This window comes from Pseudomonas sp. NFPP07 (assembly GCF_900115645.1).
In the GTDB taxonomy this organism is placed as follows: Bacteria; Pseudomonadota; Gammaproteobacteria; order Pseudomonadales; family Pseudomonadaceae; genus Aquipseudomonas; species Aquipseudomonas chlororaphis.
The window spans coordinates 104113-122294 of the sequence record NZ_FOXG01000012.1 but is presented as its reverse complement, the minus strand read 5'-3'; the positions used below and the strand labels follow the sequence as shown (position 1 = coordinate 122294).

Genomic DNA, 18182 nt, shown 5'->3' with positions numbered 1-18182 from the left:
CGCAGGATGAAGAGCGGAATCTGCGGATACGCAGCGTCCTGGAGATTTTTCGCGAGCAAGCTTCACGCTTCTGTAGGAGCGAAGCTTGCTCGCGATAGGAACACCGCGCTGCGGCTGGAACCCGGCGGGCTCAGAGCACCATGGCGGCCACCCAGCCGAACGCCAGCAGCGGCAGGTTGTAGTGCAGGAAGGTCGGGACCACGGTGTCCCAGATGTGGTGGTGCTGGCCGTCGATGTTCAGGCCGGAGGTCGGGCCCAGGGTCGAGTCCGAGGCTGGCGAGCCGGCGTCGCCCAATGCGCCGGCGGTGCCGACGATGCAGACGATGGCCAGCGGGCTGAAGCCCAGTTGCACGCACAACGGCACGAAGATGGTCGCCAGGATCGGCACGGTGGAGAACGACGAGCCGATGCCCATGGTCACCAGCAACCCCACCAGCAGCATCAGCAAGGCGCCGACGCCCTTGCTGTGGCCGATCCAGCTGGCCGAGGACTCCACCAGGCTCTTCACCTCGCCGGTGGCCTTCATCACTTCGGCGAAACCGGCGGCGGCGATCATGATGAAGCCGATCATCGCCATCATCTTCATGCCCTCGGTGAACAGGTCGTCGGTCTCGCGCCAGCGCACGATGCCCGACACCGAGAAGATCAGGAAGCCGGACAGCGCGCCGATAATCATCGAGTCCAGCAACAGCTGGATGACAAAGGCCGCGACAATCGCCAGGCCCGCCACCAGCAGCGTGCGCGGGTTGTATTGCACCGTCACCTGCTCGACTTTCTCGATCAGCTCCAGGTCATACACGCGCTTCTTGCGGTAGCTGACAAAGGCCAGCAGCAGGCCGAAGACCATGCCCAGCGCCGGAATGCCCATGGCGTGGGTGACATTGATATTGCTGATGTCCACGCCACTGCGGGCGACGTTGGCCAGCAGGATCTCGTTGAGGAAGATGTTGCCGAACCCCACCGGCAGGAACATGTACGGGGTGATCAGGCCGAAGGTGATGACGCAGGCAATCAGCCGTCGGTCCAGCTGCAGTTTGCTCAGCACATACAACAGCGGCGGCACCAGCAGCGGGATGAAGGCGATGTGGATCGGCAGGATGTTCTGCGAGGCGATCGCCACCACCCACAACAGGCCGATCAGCAGCCATTTGACGTTGCCACCGCCATTGGCGTCCTGACGGTCCACCAGCAGCAGGATCTTGTCCGCCAGGGCGTGGGCCAGGCCGGACTTGGCGATCGCCACCGCGAAGGCGCCGAGCAAGGCGTAGGACAGGGCCACCGTCGCCCCGCCGCCGAGGCCATTGTTGAAGGCCTTGAGGGTCGCCTCGATGCCCAGGCCACCGGTCAGCCCTCCCACCAGCGCGCCTACGATCAGCGCGATCACCACATGCACGCGGGACAAGCTGAGGACCAGCATGACGCCAACCGCGGCAATTACTGCATTAATCATCGTTACCTCATGGCACTGCGGCGGGAAAACGCCGCAAAAGGAATGAGTCCGGCCAGAGGGCAACCATTGCCGACGCCGGATTGAAAAAGGAGGGTCTTATTAGAGGGCGCGCACTTTGCAGCAGCGGGCAACGCTTGTCAAAACCGGCGGGCACTCGCTGCCCGACCGACTACCGCCTGCGCCGGCAGCTCCGCCGTCACTTGTAGCCGCTGGCGCAGCCTGCGATCGGCCGCGCAGCGGACGCCGGGTCTGAGGATCGAGTCTTCCAGGCCAGTCGCATTGCGTGCCTTTGCGAGTGCTGCGCACTCGATCGCAGCCTGCGGCAGCGGCTACAGGGAGCGGCATTCGAACGAGCGTTTAAAGAAGGCCGTTCTTCGGCCGATACGTTGCAAAGTCTCAAATAAATATCGAATAAGGACGTCTCCATGTCACTCAGACAACTTTCCATCCAGTGGAAAATCACCCTGCTCGCCGGCCTCTGCCTGGCCGCTGTAGTGACCCTGCTGGTGGGGCTTTCGCTGTACCGCATGGAGCACAGCTCCGCACTGGTGAAGGCCTCGAGCATGGAGATGCTCAACGAAGCCGCCCAGGCCCGCATCGAGGCCCAGGGCGAGGTCCAGGCGCTGGGCATCCGCCAGCAATTCATGGACGCCTATCAATACGGCCACGGCTTCTCGCGCCAGGTGCTGTTCCTGCGCGAGCAGGCCGAGAAGCGCTTCCTCGATGCCTTCGACCTGCGCGAGGACCTGACCCGCCAGGTGAAATCGGCGCTGCAGGCCAACCCCGACCTGCTCGGCCTGTCGCTGGTGTTCGAAGCCAATGCCCTGGACGGCAAGGACGAACTCTTCAGCGGCCAGAGCGAACTGGGCAGCAACGACAAGGGCCGCTTCGCCCTGTACTGGTCGCAGCCGACCCCTGGCAAGCTGACCTCCATGGCGCTGCCGGAAAGCGACATGAGCGACACCACCACCGGCCCCAGCGGCCAGCCGGCCAATGCCTGGTTCACCTGCCCGCGCAATACCCTCAAGCCTTGTGTGATCGAGCCTTACTTCTATGTGATCGACGGCCAGAACGTGCTGATGACCAGCATCGTGTTCCCGCTGCTGGTGAACGGCAAAGTCATCGCCTCGCTGTCGGTGGACATCAACCTCAACAGCCTGCAATCGGTCAGCCAGCAAGCGAGCAAGGCACTCTACGACGGCCAGACCACGGTCAGCATCATCAGCCCGGTCGGCCTGCTCGCCGGCTACAGCGCCGACGCCAGCAAGCTCAGCCAGCGCCTGGACCAACTGGACAAAACCAACGGTGGCGAACTGATCCGCCTGCTGTCGGCCAGCACCCAGACCCAGAGCCTGCACAACGACAACGCCCTGAAAGTGCTCGCGCCCTTCACCCCGATTCCCGACGGCAAGCCCTGGGGCGTGCTGCTGCAAGTGCCGGAGCGGGTCCTGGTGGGCCCGGCCGAAGCCCTGAAAAACCAGCTGGACCAGAGCAATCAGGCCGGCACCCTGGTCGAACTGGGCCTGGGCCTGTTGGCCGCAGTGCTCGGCCTGCTATTGGTGTGGCTGATGGCGCGCAGCGTGACCCGGCCGATCCTCGGCGTGGCGCACATGCTGGAAGACATCGCCAGCGGCGAAGGCGACCTGACCCGGCGCCTGGCCTACGACAAGAAAGACGAACTGGGCCAGCTGGCCGGCTGGTTCAACCGCTTCCTCGACAAGCTGCAGCCGATCATCGCCGAGGTGAAACGCTCGGTGCAGGACGCCCGCGGCACCGCCGACCAGTCCTCGGCCATCGCCACCCAGACCAGCGCCGGCATGGAGCAGCAGTATCGCCAGGTCGACCAGGTGGCCACCGCCTCCCACGAGATGAGCGCCACCGCCCAGGACGTCGCCCGCAGCGCGGCCCAGGCCGCGCAGGCCGCCCGCGATGCCGACCAGGCCACGCGCCAGGGCCTGAGCGTGATCGACCGCACCACCGCGAGCATCGATCACCTGGCGGCCGATATGAGCACCGCCATGACCCAGGTCGAAGGCCTGGCCGCCAACAGTGAAAAGATCGGCTCGGTGCTGGAAGTGATTCGCGCCATCGCCGAGCAGACCAACCTGCTGGCCCTCAACGCCGCCATCGAGGCCGCTCGCGCTGGCGAGGCCGGGCGTGGTTTCGCGGTGGTCGCCGACGAAGTGCGCAACCTCGCCCGGCGCACCCAGGAATCGGTGGAGGAAACCCGCCAGGTCATCGAGCAGCTGCAAAGCGGCACCCAGGAAGTGGTCGGCTCGATGGGCAACAGCCATCGCCAGGCCCAGGGCAGCGTCGAGCAGGTCGGCCAGGCGGTCACCGCCCTGCGGCAGATCGGCGACGCGGTGACGGTGATCAGCGACATGAACCTGCAGATCGCCAGCGCCGCCGAAGAGCAAAGCGCGGTGGCCGAGGAGATCAACAACAACGTGGCGACCATCCGCGACGTCACCGAATCGCTGTCGGAACAGGCCAACGAATCGGCGCGGGTCAGCCAGTCGCTGAACAGCCTGGCCAACCAGCAGCAGAGCCTGATGGACCAGTTCCGGGTCTGACACCCCTCATCGCGAGCAAGCTCGCTCCTACAGTGACGGCGCCGTCCGTGTAGGAGCGAGCTTGCTCGCGATAGCGACCCACCTGTCATCGCCAGGCTCGGGGGCAACCGCTACTGGCGCCCAGGCAACTCGATCAACACCCGCAGCCCGCCCTGCGGGCTTTCCAGCAAGCGCAGCACCCCGCCCCAGCTCTCGACGATATCGCGCACGATGCCCAGGCCCAGGCCGTGGCCGTCGGTCTGTTCGTCCAGGCGCGCGCCACGGCTGAACACCTGGCTGCGCTGCTCCTCGGGAATCCCCGGTCCGTCGTCGTCCACCGCCAGGCCATAACCCTCGGCGGTCTGCCACACGCTCAGCGCCACTTCGGCATCGGCCCACTTGCAGGCGTTGTCCAGCAGGTTGCCCAGCAGTTCCAGCAGGTCTTCCCGGTCCCAGGGCAGTTGCAGGCCGGGGGCCGCCTGATAGCTCAGGTCCAGGTGCTCGCCATGGATCATGCTCAGGGTCGCCAGCAGACCCGGCAGCTCGGCGTCGCAATCGAACAGCGCGCCGGGCAACGCATCGCCGGCCAGGCGCGCGCGGTTCAACTCGCGGTTGAGCCGCTGCTGCACCTGCTCCAGCTGCTCCTCGAGCAACTGGCGCAGCTCCGGGTGCGCCTGCAACTTGGGGTTGGACGCCAGGCTCAGCAGCACCGCCAGCGGGGTCTTCAGCGCGTGCCCGAGGTTGCCCAGGGCATTACGCGAACGCTTCAGGCTGTCTTCGGTATGGGCCAGCAAATGGTTGATCTGCGCCACCAGCGGTTCCAGCTCCAGCGGCACCTGTTCGTCCAGTTGCGAACGCTGACCGCGTTGCAATTGGGCGATCTGCTCGCGGGCCTGCTCCAGCGGGCGCAAGGCACGGCGCACGGTGACCCGCTGCAGGATCAGGATCAGCAGCAGGCCGGCCAGGCCCAGGCCCAGGCCCACCTGCTGCATGCGCAGGAAGCTCTCGCGCACCGGGGTGTAGTCCTGGGCCACGCTGATGGAAATCGACTGCCCGAGGCGCCGGTAGTCGGTGCGCAGCACCAGCAGGCGCTGGCCTTCCGGCCCCAGTTGCAGGTTGCTGTGCAGGCCGGTCTGTGCCAGTGCAGGCAGGTCCTGGTCCCACAGCGAGCGGGAGCGCCAGTGCACGTCATCGAAGTCGATGCGAAAGTAATGCCCGGAAAACGGCCGCTGATAGGCCGGCGACAACCGCCGCTCGTCCAGCTGCAAACCCTGGGGGCCCCGGACCAGCGCCACCAGCAGGCTTTCGCTGTCGTTGCGCAAGCCGGCTTCCAGATAGCGTTGCAAGCCCATTTCGAACAGCCACAGGCTGGTCTGCGCCAGCACCAGGCCGACAATCACCATCACGCTGATCAGGCCCAGGCTCAGGCGGCGCTGGATCGACCTCACTGGGCGTTCCCGCCGAACAGGTAGCCCTGGCCGCGGCGGGTTTCGATCACGCTGCGCCCAAGCTTGCGCCGCAGGTGATTGACGTGGACTTCCAGCACGTTGGAATCGCGCTCGGTCTCACCGTCGTAGAGGTGCTCGGCCAAATGGCTTTTCGAGAGGATCTGCTCCGGGTGCAGCATGAAGTAGCGCAACAGGCGGAATTCGGCGGCGGTCAGCTGGATATCCACGCCGTCGCGCAGCACGCACTGGCGGCCCTCGTCGAGGTGCAGCCCGGCGGCCTGCAATGTCGGCTGGTTGGCCTGGCCGTGGGAACGGCGCAGCAGCGCCTGGATGCGCAGGTGCAATTCTTCCGGGTGGAAGGGTTTGGTCAGGTAGTCGTCGGCACCGGCCTTCAGGCCTTCGATGCGCTCGGCCCAGGACCCGCGGGCGGTGAGGATCAGCACCGGGGTCGCCAGGCCGCCGGCGCGCCACTTGGCCAGCACTTCCAGGCCCGGCACCCCGGGCAGGCCGAGGTCAAGCACGATCAGGTCGTAGGGCTCGCTGGCGCCCTGGTACAGCGCGTCACGGCCATCGGCCAGCCAGTCCACGGCGTAGCCCTGGCGGTTGAGCCCGGCCAGCAGCTCGTCGGCCAGGGAGACGTGGTCTTCCACCAGGAGCAGGCGCATCAGTCATCTTCCTTGTCTTTCAGTAAGCGGCCGGTGGTGGCCTCCAGGTCCAGCTCGCGGACCACGCCCTCGGTGGTCAGCAGCTCGACTTCGTAGATATAGACGTCGTGTTTTTCTTCCAGCTCGGCTTCCAGCAACTTGGCCCCGGGGTAACGGTCCAGGGCCTGCTGCAGCAATTGCTCCAGCGGCAGGATCACCCCTTGCTGGCGCAGGCGCAGGGCTTCGTCCTGGTCCAGGTCGCGGGCCAGCGCCACCGAGCAAAAAGCCAGAAGCGCCAGGGCCACCCTGCTGCCGGCGCGTAGATTCACCTTCATTACGTATCCTGATGATCCTTGAGCACCTGGCCGCTCACTGCGTCCAATTCCAGGTCCCACTCAATCCCTTGAGGGTCGCGCATCTCGATCTGGTAGATGTACTTGCCGTACTCCTCTTCCAGCTCGGTTTCGGTGATGGTCGCGCCCGGGTGCTTGGCCAATGCCGTGGCATTGAGTTTTTCAAAGGACACAATGGTACCAGCGTCGCGCAGTCTCAGGGCCTCGTCGGGCCCCAGGTCGCGGGCATGGGCCAGGCTGGCGGTCATGCCAATGAGGGTCGCGGTGAACAGGGCAGTCAGGGTTTTCATGGGGTGTCTCCGAATTTCTCGTTATGTGTTGCTACGGGGCTCACGATAGCGGGTCGAACTTAATTGAAACTGAATGGCCATCATCGGCGCCGCGCAGGTTTCATTCGGCGCCGCTGGCCCGAGCTTTTATACTCCGCTGTCGCTCGAGATTGAGGCCGGTATGACCGCTATCCACATCAAGTTCCCTGCCCTGACCCTCAAGGCCGGCCCACGCGCCCTGGCGCGCATTCGCGCCAACGGCCTGAGCGCGGCCGAGGTCGGCACCTTGCCCGGCGCCGCCGGCGGGCCGAAAGCCCTGGGCATCCAGGGGCTGGACCTGGCGCTGTTCGGCGAATGGCTGCCAGCGGCGCCACGGGAGCGCTCGCTGATCGGTGCCTCGGTGGGTTCCTGGCGCTTCGCCAGCGCCTGCCTGCCGGACGCCGCCGAAGGCATCCGCCGCCTGGGCCAGCTGTACAACGCCCAGAGTTTTGCCAAGGGCGTGACCATGGCGCAGATCAGCCAGAGTTCGCAGCGCATGCTGCACGAGCTGCTCGACGGCCGCGACGCGAGCATTCTCGACAACCCGCACTACCGGCTGAACATCATGGTGGTGAAAAGCCACGGCCTGCTCGCCGACGACCATCGCGGTCGGCTGGGCCTGGGGCTGTCCTCGGTGATCGCCGACAACCTGCGTGGCCGCGCGCGCCTGGCGCGGCACTTCGAACGCCTGGTGCTGCATGACCCGCGCCTGGCGCCGCCGCTACATGCCCTCGACGACTTCCCCTCGCGCTTCGTGCCGCTGGACACCGGCAACCTGCGCCAGGCCCTGCTGGCCTCGGGTTCGATCCCGATGGTCATGCAAGGCGTGCGCGACCTGCCCGGCGCCGGGGCCGGCACCTTCCGCGACGGCGGCCTGCTGGACTACCACCTCGACCTGCCCTACAGCGGCGACGATATCGTGCTCTACCCGCACTTCACCGACCGGGTGATTCCCGGCTGGTTCGACAAGACCCTGCCCTGGCGCCGCGGCAACCCGGGCCGCCTGCAGGACGTCTTGCTGCTGGCACCGTCGAAGGAATACCTGGCGCGCCTGCCCTACGGCAAACTGCCGGACCGCAACGACTTCAAGCGCTTCATGGGCGACGACGCCAGCCGCCAGAAATACTGGCGCAGCGCGATGGACGAAAGCCGGCGCCTGGGCGACGAATTCCTCGAGCTGGCCGGCAGCGGTCGTCTCGGCGAACAGCTATTGACCCTTTAGTCAGTGTTTTCCCGCAACCGCATAACCAAGCTGGTAAACTCGCCGCCTGCCTTACATCGCCCGCGGCGATAGCCACCTGACCGAGCTGACCGACACTGTGGAAATCTTCAAAGAATTTACCTTCGAATCCGCCCACCGCCTGCCCCACGTGCCCGCAGGCCACAAGTGCGGGCGCCTGCACGGCCATTCGTTCAAGGTGGCCATCCACCTGAGCGGCGACCTCGATCCGCACACCGGCTGGATTCGCGACTTCTCCGAGATCAAGGAGATCTTCAAGCCGCTCTACGAGCGCCTGGACCACAACTACCTGAACGACATCCCCGGCCTGGAAAACCCCACCAGCGAAGTGCTGGCCAAGTGGATCTGGAACGAGCTCAAACCCCTGCTGCCGGAGCTGAGTGCGATCCGCATTCACGAGACCTGCACCAGCGGCTGCATCTATCGCGGCGAATAAACCGTCGCCCGCCTGAAAAAAACCACCGCCCGCGGTGGTTTTTTTATGCCTATGCTTGCCCGCTCGGCCCTCGGGTCATAGCCACATCCGGCTTTACACCAACCCAGCCATGAGCGAAAACATCGCCTGTGCTCGCGCCGCGCTTACACCCAGACTCATCGCGCCGAGGAGCATGGGCTGCGCCGGGCCTTGCATGAACAAGGCGCCGGACCGATCACCCGCAGAGGACCACAACATGAGTGACTGGCCGCTGGATCGAACCTACAGCTTCAACGGACAAAAGGTGCGCTACGCCATTCAGGGTGACGGGCCGCCGCTGGTGTTCGTGCATGGCACGCCGTTTTCTTCCTACGTCTGGCACCGCATCGCCCCGCACTTCAGCGCCAGCCACCGGGTGCACTATTTCGACCTGCTGGGCTATGGCCAATCGGAACAGGCCGCCGGCCAGGATGTGTCCCTCGGCGTGCAGAACCGGCTGCTGGCCGAACTGCTGGAGCACTGGGGCCTGGAACGCCCGGACGTGGTGGCCCACGACTTCGGCGGCGCCACCGCCCTGCGCGCCCACCTGCTCAACGGCAAGGACTATCGCAGCCTGACCCTGCTCGACCCGGTGGCGCTGTCGCCCTGGGGCTCGCCGTTCGTGCAGCACGTGCGCCAGCATGAACAGGCCTTCAGCGGGGTGCCGGACTACATCCAGCGCGCCATAGTGCCGGCCTACATTCGTGGGGCGATCCAGCGCGAGATCCCCGACCGGGAGCTGGCGCCCTACGTCCAGCCCTGGCTCGGCGCCAGCGGCCAGGCCGCGTTCTACCGGCAGATCGCGCAGATGGACGAGCGCTACACCACGGAGGTGGCCGGGCTCTATCCGAGCATTCGCTGCCCGACCCAGATCCTCTGGGGCGAGGACGATCAGTGGATCCCCATCGAACGCGGGCGCCAGTTGCACCGGCTGATCCCCGGCTCGCAGTTCCAGGCGGTGCCCAACGCCGGCCACCTGCTGCAGGAAGACGCCCCGGAAGCCATCATCGCCGCGCTGCTGCGCTTTCTGCCCGAGGCCGGGAGCCAGGCATGAACCCACGCATCTACCTCGCCGGCTTCGACCTGTTTCGCCGCGATGCCATCGCCCGCGGCGAACACCTCAAGCGCCTGTGCCAGGCCCAAGGCCTGCAAGGCCTCTACCCCTTCGACCAGCAGGTGCCGGCCCAGCCGACGCCGGAGCAGACCGCGCAGTTGATCTGCCAGCAGAACATGCAGATGATCCGCGACTGCGACGCAGTGCTGGCCAACCTCAACGACTTTCGCGGCCTGGAGCCGGACTCCGGCACGGCCTTCGAAGTGGGCATGGCCATCGCCCTGGGCAAACCGGTATGGGCCTGGTTCGAGGCGCCCGCGACCCTGCGCGAACAAGTGCCTCATGACGCCGACGGCCGCGACGCCGAAGGTTTTCTGGTGGAGGACTTCCACCTGCCGCGCAACCTGATGCTGGCCTGCACCTGGGCCGGCCACAGCCGCAGCGCCGAAGAAGCCCTGCCGCGCCTGGCCGCCTACCTCGCCCAGCAACCGCCGCCCCGTCCCCTGTAGAAGCGAGCTTGCTCGCGATAAGTCTTCAAGGCCGATGCAATACTCAAGGGCCTCATCGCGAGCAAGCTCGCTCCTACAGTGACGGATTCGGCCCCAGCGATTACGTGAGGACACGCACCATGGAAAACACCTGGCTCACCCACGCCAAACGCTTGCAGGCCCTGGCCTCCACCGGGCTGCATTTCTGCAAGGACCCGTTCGACCGCGAGCGTTACCAGGAAGTCGCCGACATCGCCCACGACATGCTCGCGCAACTGGCCGACGTGCCCCTGGAACGCATCGCCGGCCTGGTGTCGGACTTCGCCAAACGCTACTCGACACCCCTGGTGGATGTACGCGGCGCCTTGATCGAAGACGAGCGCATCCTCCTGGTCCGCGAGCGGACCGATGGGCGCTGGGCCATGCCCGGCGGGTATGCCGACATCGGCCTGTCGGCCGCCGAGAATATCGTCAAGGAGATCCACGAAGAGGCCGGGCTCAGCGTCTCGGCCCGCGCCCTCTACAGCGTCCGGCACAAGGCCAAGGGCCCCTTCACCCCCGACACCCGGGACTTCTACAAGCTGTATTTTCTCTGCGAGCGCGACGAACGCAGTGCCCCGGTGGCCGGCTCCGAAGTCAGCGACGCCGGGTTCTTCGCCCTCGACGCCCTGCCCGAACTGTCCCGCGGCCGCACCGTGGAAAGCGATATCGAAGCCGCCTTTGCCTTCCACCGCGGCGAAACCCGCCTGACCCTGTTCGACTGAGCCAATGTAAAGCGTCCTTGACACCGCGGGATCGCCTGCCTAATGTAAAGCACCCTTTACTTCAGGAGCCGGCCATGTGCGGCAAACGCTACCTCGTGGAATTCACCCTCGCCCTGCTGGCGTACCTTGTCGCCGTGGTGCTCAGCACTTACCTGCTGCCGGGCATGGACAGCAGCGCCGGGCGCATCGCGGTGTCGCTGATTCCCGTGATCCCGATGATCGCCATGGCGCTGGTGGTCATCCGCCAACTGCGGCGCCTGGATGAACTCAACCAGCGCATCCAGCTCAACGCCCTGGGCATCGCCTTTGTCTGCACCGCGCTGATCACCTTCAGCTACGGTTTCCTGGAAATAGCGGGCCTGCCGCGACTGTCGATGTTCGCCGTCTGGCCGATCATGGGCTCGGTGTGGCTGGTGGCCACGCTCCTCGGCAACAGGCGCTACCAGTGAACAACCGCCTGCGTGAGCTGCGCGCCGCGCAAGGCTGGTCCCAGGCGGAACTGGCCGCGCGCCTGGAGGTTTCAAGGCAGACCGTGAACGCCATCGAGACCGGTCGCTACGACCCCAGCCTGCCCCTGGCCTTCAAGATCGCGAAGGCCTTCGGCCTGCCCATCGAGGGCATTTTCGAGGCCCCCGAGGACTGAGCGGCCGGTGATCCAATTTGTCTCACCGGCGCACCGCTTTCGCGCCAAAGCCGGCCAATCGGCCGCGCCGGAAAGCAAAAATCCCCTGCTTGTCTATAAATCTCCTGCAGGTTGCACAGCGTCGGCCGGGCGCCTCTGACCCTGGGGGCGTTGGCACGGCGACTGCAATGGGCCTGCGTCGCTTACGCACCAGGTAACGCCTGGGCCAATCAGGGGAAGGCAGATGACGCAGAACGATCCAGGCAACGACTACCCACTCAGCGAAGTGCCGATGCATGCGCGCAAGGGCCTGGCCTCCACGGCCATGGTGCTGCTGGGCTTCACCTTTTTCACCGCCACCATGTTCGCCGGCGGCAAGCTCGGCGTGGCCTTCAGCTTTGGCCAGATGCTCGGGGTGATCGTCCTCGGCAACCTGCTGCTGGGCCTGTACGCGGCGGGCCTGGGCTATATCGCCTTCAAGAGCGGGCTGAACTCGGTGCTGATGGGGCGCTTCTGTTTCGGCGAGGTGGGCAGCAAGCTCAGCGACCTGATCCTCGGCTTCACCCAGATCGGCTGGTACGCCTGGGGCACCGCCACCGCCGCGGTGGTGCTGGGCAAGTATTTCGAGCTGGGCCAGGGCACTGTGCTGGGGCTGATGGTGTTGTTCGGCCTGGTGTTCTGCGCCACCGCCTACGTCGGTTATCGCGGGCTGGAAATCCTCTCCTGGATCGCGGTGCCGGCCATGGCCCTGCTGCTGTTGCTGTCGATGTGGGTGGCCACGGTCAAGGTCGGCGGCCTCGATGGGTTGCTGGCCGTGGTGCCGAGCGCCAGCCTCGACCTGTCCACGGCCATCACCCTGGTGTTCGGCACCTTCGTCAGCGGCGCCACCCAGGCCACCAACTGGACGCGCTTTTCCCGCTCGGCCAGGGTCGCGGTGCTGGCCAGCCTGATCGGCTTCTTCATCGGCAACGGCCTGATGGTGCTGATCGGGGCCTATGGCGCCATCGTCTACCAGCAGCCGGACGTGGTCGAAGTGCTGCTGTTGCAGGGCTTCGCCATGGCCGCCATGGCCATGCTCCTGCTGAATATCTGGAGCACCCAGGACAACACCATCTACAACTTCGCCGTCGCCGGCTGCAACCTGCTGCGCACCGGCCGGCGCAAGACCGTGACCCTGGCCGGCGCGGTGATCGGCACCCTGCTGGCGCTGCTGGGCATGTACGACATGCTGGTGCCCTACCTGATTCTGCTGGGCACGGTGATCCCGCCGATTGGCGGGGTGATCATGGCCGACTTCTTCTATCGCTATCGCGGCCAGTACCCGCGCCTGGCCGACAGTAAGCTGCCGGCGTTCAACTGGGCCGGCCTGGGCGCCTATGCCATCGGCACCGTGGCGGCCTTCGGCTCGCCCTGGGTCGCGCCGCTGGTAGGCATCGCGGCCGCCGCCCTGAGCTACATGCTGCTGAGCAGCCTGCTCGGCGCACGCGCCACGACCGCCGCGGACATCCAGGCATGAGCCCGGGCCACGCGACGTTGCGGCCGCCGGCCCGAGCGCCGTACCCTGACCGCCTGGATTGAAAGAGGAATCGCTCCGATGCTCATCATCAACGCCCGCCTGCGCAACCGCGAAGGCCTGCACGAACTGCACCTGGAGAACGGTCGCATCGCCAGCATTGCCCGGCAGACCGAAGCCCCGACCCTGGGCCCCGACGACCTCGACGCCGGCGGCAACCTGGTGGTGCCGCCCTTCGTCGAGCCGCACATTCACCTGGACGCCACCCTCACCGCCGGCGAGCCGCGCTGGAACATGAGCGGCACCCTGTTCGAAGGCATCGAATGCTGGGGCGAGCGCAAGGTCACCATCACCCAGGAAGACACCAAGGCCCGCGCCCGGAAAACCCTGCGCGCCCTCGCCGCCCACGGCATCCAGCACGTGCGCACCCATGTCGACGTCACCGACCCGGAGCTGACCGCGCTCAAGGCCATGCTCGAAGTGCGCGAGCAAAGCGCGCATCTGGTCGACATGCAGATCGTCGCCTTCCCCCAGGAAGGCATCGAAAGCTACCGCAACGGTCGCGAACTGATGGAAGAGGCGATCCGCCTGGGCGCCGATGTGGTGGGCGGTATCCCGCACTTCGAGTACACCCGCGACCAGGGCGTCAGCTCGGTGAAGTTCCTCATGGACCTGGCCGAACGCACCGGTTGCCTGGTGGACGTGCATTGCGACGAGACCGACGACCCGCATTCGCGTTTTCTCGAAGTGCTGGCCGAGGAAGCCCGCAGCCGCGGCATGGGCTCGCGGGTGACCGCCAGCCACACCACCGCCATGGGTTCCTACGACAACGCCTACTGCGCCAAGCTGTTCCGCCTGCTCGGCCACTCGGGCATCAGCTTCGTCTCCTGCCCCACCGAAAGCATCCACCTGCAGGGGCGCTTCGACAGCTTCCCGAAACGCCGCGGCGTGACCCGGGTCAACGAACTGCTGGAAGCCGGAATGAACGTGTGTTTCGGCCAGGACTCGATCGTCGACCCCTGGTACCCACTGGGTAATGGCAACATCCTGCGGGTGCTGGAAGCCGGCCTGCACATCTGCCACATGCTCGGCTACCGCAACCTGCAGAGCGCCCTCGACCTGGTCACCGACAACAGCGCCAAGGCCCTGGCCCTGGGCGAGCGCTACGGCCTGGAAGAAGGCCGGCCGGCCAACCTGCTGATCCTGTCGGCCGACAGCGACTACGAAATGATCCGCAGCCAGGGCTTGGCGCTGTACTCGATCCGCGACGGCAAGGTGCTGATGAAACGGCAGATGGCCCAGGTCGAGCTGCCGGGCGATGCGGGTTTTGTGTAACGGCCACTGACCTCATCGCCTCCCCTGTAGCCGCTGCCGCAGGCTGCGATCGACCGGCACGGTCGCAGCGATCTCAAGGACGTCGGAAGATCCTGCGGATCTTTACGCAGCCTGCGGCAGCGGCTACAGGGCGCGGGCGGTACCGAACAGGCTGACCCGCACCAGCTCCCCACCCCGCTCCTCCAGGCGCAGCGGCGCGGTGCCGCCGGGCATCACCACCGCGACTTCGCCGGCCTTGACCCAACCGACCCGCCACGCCGCGCTGGCCACCGCGCTGGCGCTGGTGCCGGAGGATGCGGTGGGGCCCTCGCCGCGTTCGAACACCCGCGCGGCTATGCGCTGCGGGCCCTCCAGCCACGCCCATTGCAGGTTTACCCCGGCCGGGCAGGGTTCGCCGCTGCCGCTGGGCAGGGCGTAGGCAATGCGGGTCAGGGCCTCGGCCAGGGGCGCTTCGCTCATCTGCCGGTTGCCCGGCAAGGCGCTGGCGTCGTTGACCAGGGTCACGCAGTGGGGGTTGCCGATACGCACGAACTGGCTACGGCACCATTGCGGGTGCAACCGCGCCAGCCCGCGCACCCGGCTCAGCTCGACGCAGCTCGAATCGTCATGCTCGACCCCGTGTTGCGCACCCACGGCGTGCGGGCCGAACGCCGGTTGCCCGAGGTCCAGCCAGAAGCCGGACACCCCGGCGACCTGCGCCGGCTCGACCAGGGTCGCCAGCGGCGACACCCCGTCCGGCTTGTCGTGATGCACCCGCAGCTGCGCAGGCCCCTGGGCCGGCAGCAGCCCTTGCTCGGTCAGGGCCTGGGAAAAGATGGTCAGGCCGTTGCCGCTGCGCTCGGCCAGGGTACCATCGGTGTTGACGATCAGCAGGTCGAACGGCGGCGCGTCCTGGAACGGCCCGACCAGCAAACCGTCGCTGCGATGGGCCTTGGCCCCTTCCGGCCGGGTACCGGAGGGCCAACTGCACAGGGCTTCGATGGCCTGCTCGCTCCAATTGGCCCGGGCCAGCGCCGCCTCGGCCGCGCTGGCCGGCAGGGCGATTCCCAACCGGCGTACCGCCTCGGGCGCCACCACGCCATAAAGATTGCCGCGGGCATCGTAGAAAGCAGTCATTGCAGGGCTCCAAAAGCAGACGGGCCGCTGACATTACTGTGAATGCGGCGGCCCGGCCAAGCCTCTTCTACCTGGCTCAGCGCACCAGGCACGGCTGCTTGTTGTCGAAGCGCCAGCCCGGGATCAGGCACTGCATGGCCACGCTGTCGTCCCGCGCCCCCAGGCCGCGGCTGTTGTACAGCTCATGGGCGCGGGCCAGCGCGTCCAGGTCCAGTTCGACGCCCAGCCCCGGCGTCTGCGGCACCGCCACGCAGCCCTCGACGATCTGCAGCGGATTGCGGGTCAGGTGCTGGCCGTCCTGCCAGATCCAGTGGGTGTCGATGGCGGTGATCTCGCCCGGCGCCGCGGCCGCCACATGGGTGAACATGGCCAGGGAAATGTCGAAGTGGTTGTTGGAATGCGAGCCCCAGGTCAGGCCCCATTCATGGCACATCTGCGCCACCCGCACCGAACCCTGCATCGTCCAGAAATGCGGATCGGCCAGGGGAATGTCCACCGCTTGCAACTGGATCGCGTGGCCCATTTCCCGCCAGTCGGTGGCGATCATGTTGGTCGCGGTGGGCAGCCCGGTGGCGCGGCGGAATTCGGCCATCACCTCACGCCCGGAGTAACCGTTTTCCGCGCCGCAGGGGTCTTCGGCATAGGCCAGCACCCGGTGTTGATCGCGGCACAGGGCGATCGCCTGCTTCAGCGACCAGGCACCGTTGGGGTCGAGGGTGATGCGCGCCTTGGGAAAGCATTCGGCCAGGGCGGTGACCGCCTCCATTTCCTCTTCGCCGCGCAGCACGCCGCCCTTGAGCTTGAAGTCGTTGAAGCCATACCGCGCCTTGGCCGCCTCGGCCAGGCGCACGATGCTCTCGGCGTTCAACGCCGGTTCATGGCGCAGGCGCAGCCAGGCATCGTCGGCCTCGGCTTCGTTGCGGTAGGCCAGGTCAGTCCGGCGTCGGTCGCCGATATAGAACAGGTAGCCGAGCATCTTCACCGACTCGCGTTGCTGGCCTTCGCCGAGCAGCGCCGCCACCGGCACCCCGAGGAACTGGCCGAGCAGGTCGAGCAGCGCCGCTTCCAGCGCGGTCACCGCATGGATGGCGATGCGCAGGTCGAACGTCTGCTGGCCGCGCCCGCCGGCATCGCGTTCGGCAAAACGTTGGCGCACCTGGTTGAGCAGCTTCTGGTAATGGCCGATGGACTGGCCGACCAGCAGTTCGCGGGCCTCCTCAAGGGTCGTGCGAATCCGCTCGCCCCCCGGCACTTCACCGACCCCGGTGTTACCGGCACTGTCGGTAAGGATCACGATATTGCGGGTGAAAAACGGGCCGTGGGCGCCGCTGAGGTTGAGCAGCATGCTGTCATGCCCGGCCACCGGCACCACTTGCAGTCGGGTGACAAGCGGTGTCTGGCCAGGGTGATGATGGGTGGATTCAAAAGTCATGGTTCGGTTCCTGTCGGCAAAAGTCAGTGGGTTTTGTCCAGCAGCGGGCGGGCATCGTCCAAGGGCGTCGGCATGACATGGGCCTTGGGCCGGGTGCGGGCGAAAAACACGATGATCGCGGCGATGATCGAGGTCGCCGCCAGGCCGTACAGGCCACCCTGGATCGACCCGGTGCGCTGCTCCAGCAGGCCGAAGGTGGCCGGGGCGACGAAGCCGCCGAGGTTGCCGATGGAGTTGATCAGGGCGATCACCGCGGCGGCGATGCGCGCATCCAGGTAGGCCTGGGGAATCGGCCAGAACAGCGCGGATGCCGACTTGAAACCGATAGCGGCGAAGCACACGGCGACGAAGGCGAACACCGGCCCGCCGGTGGTGGACAGGAACATCCCGGCGGCGGCCACCAACAAGGCGCTGGCGACCCAGGCCTGCTGGAACTTCCATTTGCCGGACGCCGCGGCGAAGGCATACATGGCGATGATCGAGATCAGCCAGGGAATGGAGTTGAAGAAGCCCACCTGCAGGTCGCTGAGGTCGCCCATCTTCTTGATGATGCTCGGCAGCCAGAAGGTCGCGGCGTAGATGGTCAGCTGGATGCAGAAGTAGATCAGGCAGAACAGCAGGATCTGCCGGTCCTTGAGCAGGGTCCAGAGCGACGGCTTGACCGGCATCGCCGCTTCGCGCTCGCGCTGTTCACTGTCGATCGCCAGCACCAGCGCCTCTTGCTCGTCGGGGCTCAGCCACTTGGCGTCGCGGGGCGTGGAGTCGAGCCAGAACCAGACAAAACCGCAGAGCAGCACCGAGGCCATGCCCTCGACGATGAACATCCACTGCCAGCCGTGCCAGCCCAGGCCCTCGATCTGCAACAGCGCTCCAGACAGCGGGCCGGAGACCAGCGAAGCCACGGCCGAACCGCTCAGGAAAATGGCGATCGCCTTGCCCCGCTCCACGCCGGGCAGCCAGCGGGTGAAGTAGTAGATCACCCCGGGGAAGAACCCGGCCTCGGCCACTCCCAGCAGGAAGCGCAGCACATAGAACTGGGTTTCGTTCTGCACGAAAGCCATGGCCGTGGCCACCAGCCCCCAGGTGAACATGATGCGGGTCAGCCAGATCCGCGCGCCGACCCGCTGCAACAGCATGTTGGACGGCACTTCGAACAGCGCGTAACCGATGAAGAACAGCCCGGCGCCAAAACCGTAGGCCGCGGCACCGATACCCAGGTCATGTTCCAGGTGGGTGCGGACGAAGCCGATGTTGACCCGGTCGATGTAGTTGACGATGAACATAATGACGAACAGCGGCAGCACATGGCGCTTGACCTTCGCCACGGCGATGGCCAGCAGCGAATCGTCGCCGGCCGGATTGAGGGTGGTATTCACGATGCCTCTCCCACTTGTTTGTTGTTGTGTGCG

General features: G+C 66.3%; 18 protein-coding genes. 10 read left to right on the top strand and 8 right to left on the bottom strand.

Annotation, left to right across the window (positions count from 1 at the left end):
- Positions 1 to 130: 130 nt before the first annotated feature.
- Positions 131 to 1447: a Na+/H+ antiporter family protein gene (locus tag BM019_RS27395; RefSeq protein WP_162096424.1), complete on the bottom strand. Its 1317-nt coding sequence runs from the start codon at positions 1445 to 1447 to the stop codon at positions 131 to 133.
- Positions 1448 to 1875: 428 nt separating this feature from the next.
- Here BM019_RS27395 and BM019_RS27390 point away from each other — a divergent pair, with 428 nt between their 5' ends.
- The gene (locus BM019_RS27390) at positions 1876 to 4023 is read left to right on the top strand and encodes a methyl-accepting chemotaxis protein (protein WP_092421827.1); all 2148 of its coding nucleotides are present in this window, start codon (positions 1876 to 1878) and stop codon (positions 4021 to 4023) included.
- A gap of 110 nt (positions 4024 to 4133) precedes the next feature.
- On the opposite strand, the gene BM019_RS27385 is transcribed toward BM019_RS27390, so the two are convergent.
- From BM019_RS27385 to BM019_RS27370, 4 genes are read right to left on the bottom strand one after another with little or no spacing between them, the layout of a single operon-like run.
- Positions 4134 to 5450: a sensor histidine kinase gene (locus BM019_RS27385; protein ID WP_092421824.1), complete on the bottom strand. Its 1317-nt coding sequence runs from the start codon at positions 5448 to 5450 to the stop codon at positions 4134 to 4136.
- A complete protein-coding gene (locus tag BM019_RS27380) occupies positions 5447 to 6115 on the bottom strand; it encodes a response regulator transcription factor (protein WP_007930561.1) in 669 nt (222 codons plus the stop codon). Before BM019_RS27380 ends, BM019_RS27385 begins: the two co-directional genes overlap by 4 nt.
- Positions 6115 to 6429 carry a PepSY domain-containing protein gene (locus BM019_RS27375; RefSeq protein WP_009044670.1) on the bottom strand — a complete coding sequence of 105 codons (315 nt, stop codon included), beginning with the start codon at positions 6427 to 6429 and terminating at the stop codon, positions 6115 to 6117. Before BM019_RS27375 ends, BM019_RS27380 begins: the two co-directional genes overlap by 1 nt.
- Positions 6429 to 6737, bottom strand: coding sequence for a PepSY domain-containing protein (locus tag BM019_RS27370; RefSeq protein ID WP_009044671.1), 309 nt, complete (start codon positions 6735 to 6737; stop codon positions 6429 to 6431). Before BM019_RS27370 ends, BM019_RS27375 begins: the two co-directional genes overlap by 1 nt.
- A 160-nt stretch (positions 6738 to 6897) precedes the next feature.
- Here BM019_RS27370 and BM019_RS27365 point away from each other — a divergent pair, with 160 nt between their 5' ends.
- The 9 genes from BM019_RS27365 to codA all read left to right on the top strand — a co-directional run bounded on the left by BM019_RS27365 (position 6898) and on the right by codA (position 14225).
- Positions 6898 to 7977 (top strand): patatin-like phospholipase family protein, encoded by a 1080-nt coding sequence (locus BM019_RS27365; protein ID WP_092422020.1) that lies wholly within the window; start codon positions 6898 to 6900, stop codon positions 7975 to 7977.
- A gap of 97 nt (positions 7978 to 8074) precedes the next feature.
- Positions 8075 to 8431 (top strand): 6-carboxytetrahydropterin synthase QueD, encoded by a 357-nt coding sequence (gene queD, locus BM019_RS27360; RefSeq protein ID WP_007930577.1) that lies wholly within the window; start codon positions 8075 to 8077, stop codon positions 8429 to 8431.
- Between the two features lie 235 nt (positions 8432 to 8666).
- Entirely contained in the window at positions 8667 to 9503 is an 837-nt protein-coding gene (locus BM019_RS27355; RefSeq protein ID WP_092421821.1) for an alpha/beta fold hydrolase, read from the top strand.
- On the top strand, positions 9500 to 10012 hold the full coding sequence (locus tag BM019_RS27350) for a nucleoside 2-deoxyribosyltransferase (protein ID WP_092421818.1): 513 nt from the start codon (positions 9500 to 9502) through the stop codon (positions 10010 to 10012). The genes BM019_RS27355 and BM019_RS27350 overlap by 4 nt, the downstream gene beginning before the upstream one ends.
- A 119-nt stretch (positions 10013 to 10131) precedes the next feature.
- Complete coding sequence (locus BM019_RS27345; RefSeq protein ID WP_009044676.1) at positions 10132 to 10755, top strand: NUDIX hydrolase; 624 nt, start codon at positions 10132 to 10134, stop codon at positions 10753 to 10755.
- 74 nt (positions 10756 to 10829) lie between these two features.
- On the top strand, positions 10830 to 11204 hold the full coding sequence (locus BM019_RS27340; RefSeq protein WP_092421815.1) for a hypothetical protein: 375 nt from the start codon (positions 10830 to 10832) through the stop codon (positions 11202 to 11204).
- Positions 11201 to 11398: a helix-turn-helix transcriptional regulator gene (locus BM019_RS27335; RefSeq protein WP_009044678.1), complete on the top strand. Its 198-nt coding sequence runs from the start codon at positions 11201 to 11203 to the stop codon at positions 11396 to 11398. Before BM019_RS27340 ends, BM019_RS27335 begins: the two co-directional genes overlap by 4 nt.
- Positions 11399 to 11621: 223 nt before the next feature.
- Positions 11622 to 12893, top strand: a complete 1272-nt coding sequence (gene codB / locus BM019_RS27330; protein ID WP_085534031.1) for a cytosine permease — start codon at positions 11622 to 11624, stop codon at positions 12891 to 12893.
- A gap of 78 nt (positions 12894 to 12971) precedes the next feature.
- The gene (gene codA / locus BM019_RS27325) at positions 12972 to 14225 is read left to right on the top strand and encodes a cytosine deaminase (RefSeq protein WP_087091677.1); all 1254 of its coding nucleotides are present in this window, start codon (positions 12972 to 12974) and stop codon (positions 14223 to 14225) included.
- A gap of 123 nt (positions 14226 to 14348) precedes the next feature.
- Here codA and BM019_RS27320 read toward each other — a convergent pair whose 3' ends face one another.
- The 3 genes from BM019_RS27320 to BM019_RS27310 form a co-directional block, all read right to left on the bottom strand.
- Complete coding sequence (locus tag BM019_RS27320) at positions 14349 to 15341, bottom strand: diaminopimelate epimerase (protein WP_092421812.1); 993 nt, start codon at positions 15339 to 15341, stop codon at positions 14349 to 14351.
- Positions 15342 to 15417: 76 nt separating this feature from the next.
- Positions 15418 to 16773 carry a glucarate dehydratase gene (gene gudD, locus BM019_RS27315; RefSeq protein ID WP_092421809.1) on the bottom strand — a complete coding sequence of 452 codons (1356 nt, stop codon included), beginning with the start codon at positions 16771 to 16773 and terminating at the stop codon, positions 15418 to 15420.
- 23 nt (positions 16774 to 16796) lie between these two features.
- Positions 16797 to 18149: an MFS transporter gene (locus tag BM019_RS27310; RefSeq protein WP_092421806.1), complete on the bottom strand. Its 1353-nt coding sequence runs from the start codon at positions 18147 to 18149 to the stop codon at positions 16797 to 16799.
- Positions 18150 to 18182 lie beyond the last annotated feature (33 nt).

What these genes read in the sequence shown, in the direction of transcription:
- BM019_RS27390 (WP_092421827.1), top strand. Translation starts at nt 1,876, where the DNA reads ATGTCACTCAGACAACTTTCCATCCAGTGGAAAATCACCCTGCTCGCC.
- BM019_RS27380 (WP_007930561.1), bottom strand. Translation starts at nt 6,115, where the DNA reads ATGCGCCTGCTCCTGGTGGAAGACCACGTCTCCCTGGCCGACGAGCTG.
- BM019_RS27375 (WP_009044670.1), bottom strand. Translation starts at nt 6,429, where the DNA reads ATGAAGGTGAATCTACGCGCCGGCAGCAGGGTGGCCCTGGCGCTTCTG.
- BM019_RS27370 (WP_009044671.1), bottom strand. Translation starts at nt 6,737, where the DNA reads ATGAAAACCCTGACTGCCCTGTTCACCGCGACCCTCATTGGCATGACC.
- BM019_RS27365 (WP_092422020.1), top strand. Translation starts at nt 6,898, where the DNA reads ATGACCGCTATCCACATCAAGTTCCCTGCCCTGACCCTCAAGGCCGGC.
- BM019_RS27355 (WP_092421821.1), top strand. Translation starts at nt 8,667, where the DNA reads ATGAGTGACTGGCCGCTGGATCGAACCTACAGCTTCAACGGACAAAAG.
- BM019_RS27350 (WP_092421818.1), top strand. Translation starts at nt 9,500, where the DNA reads ATGAACCCACGCATCTACCTCGCCGGCTTCGACCTGTTTCGCCGCGAT.
- BM019_RS27345 (WP_009044676.1), top strand. Translation starts at nt 10,132, where the DNA reads ATGGAAAACACCTGGCTCACCCACGCCAAACGCTTGCAGGCCCTGGCC.
- BM019_RS27340 (WP_092421815.1), top strand. Translation starts at nt 10,830, where the DNA reads ATGTGCGGCAAACGCTACCTCGTGGAATTCACCCTCGCCCTGCTGGCG.
- codB (WP_085534031.1), top strand. Translation starts at nt 11,622, where the DNA reads ATGACGCAGAACGATCCAGGCAACGACTACCCACTCAGCGAAGTGCCG.
- codA (WP_087091677.1), top strand. Translation starts at nt 12,972, where the DNA reads ATGCTCATCATCAACGCCCGCCTGCGCAACCGCGAAGGCCTGCACGAA.
- BM019_RS27320 (WP_092421812.1), bottom strand. Translation starts at nt 15,341, where the DNA reads ATGACTGCTTTCTACGATGCCCGCGGCAATCTTTATGGCGTGGTGGCG.
- gudD (WP_092421809.1), bottom strand. Translation starts at nt 16,773, where the DNA reads ATGACTTTTGAATCCACCCATCATCACCCTGGCCAGACACCGCTTGTC.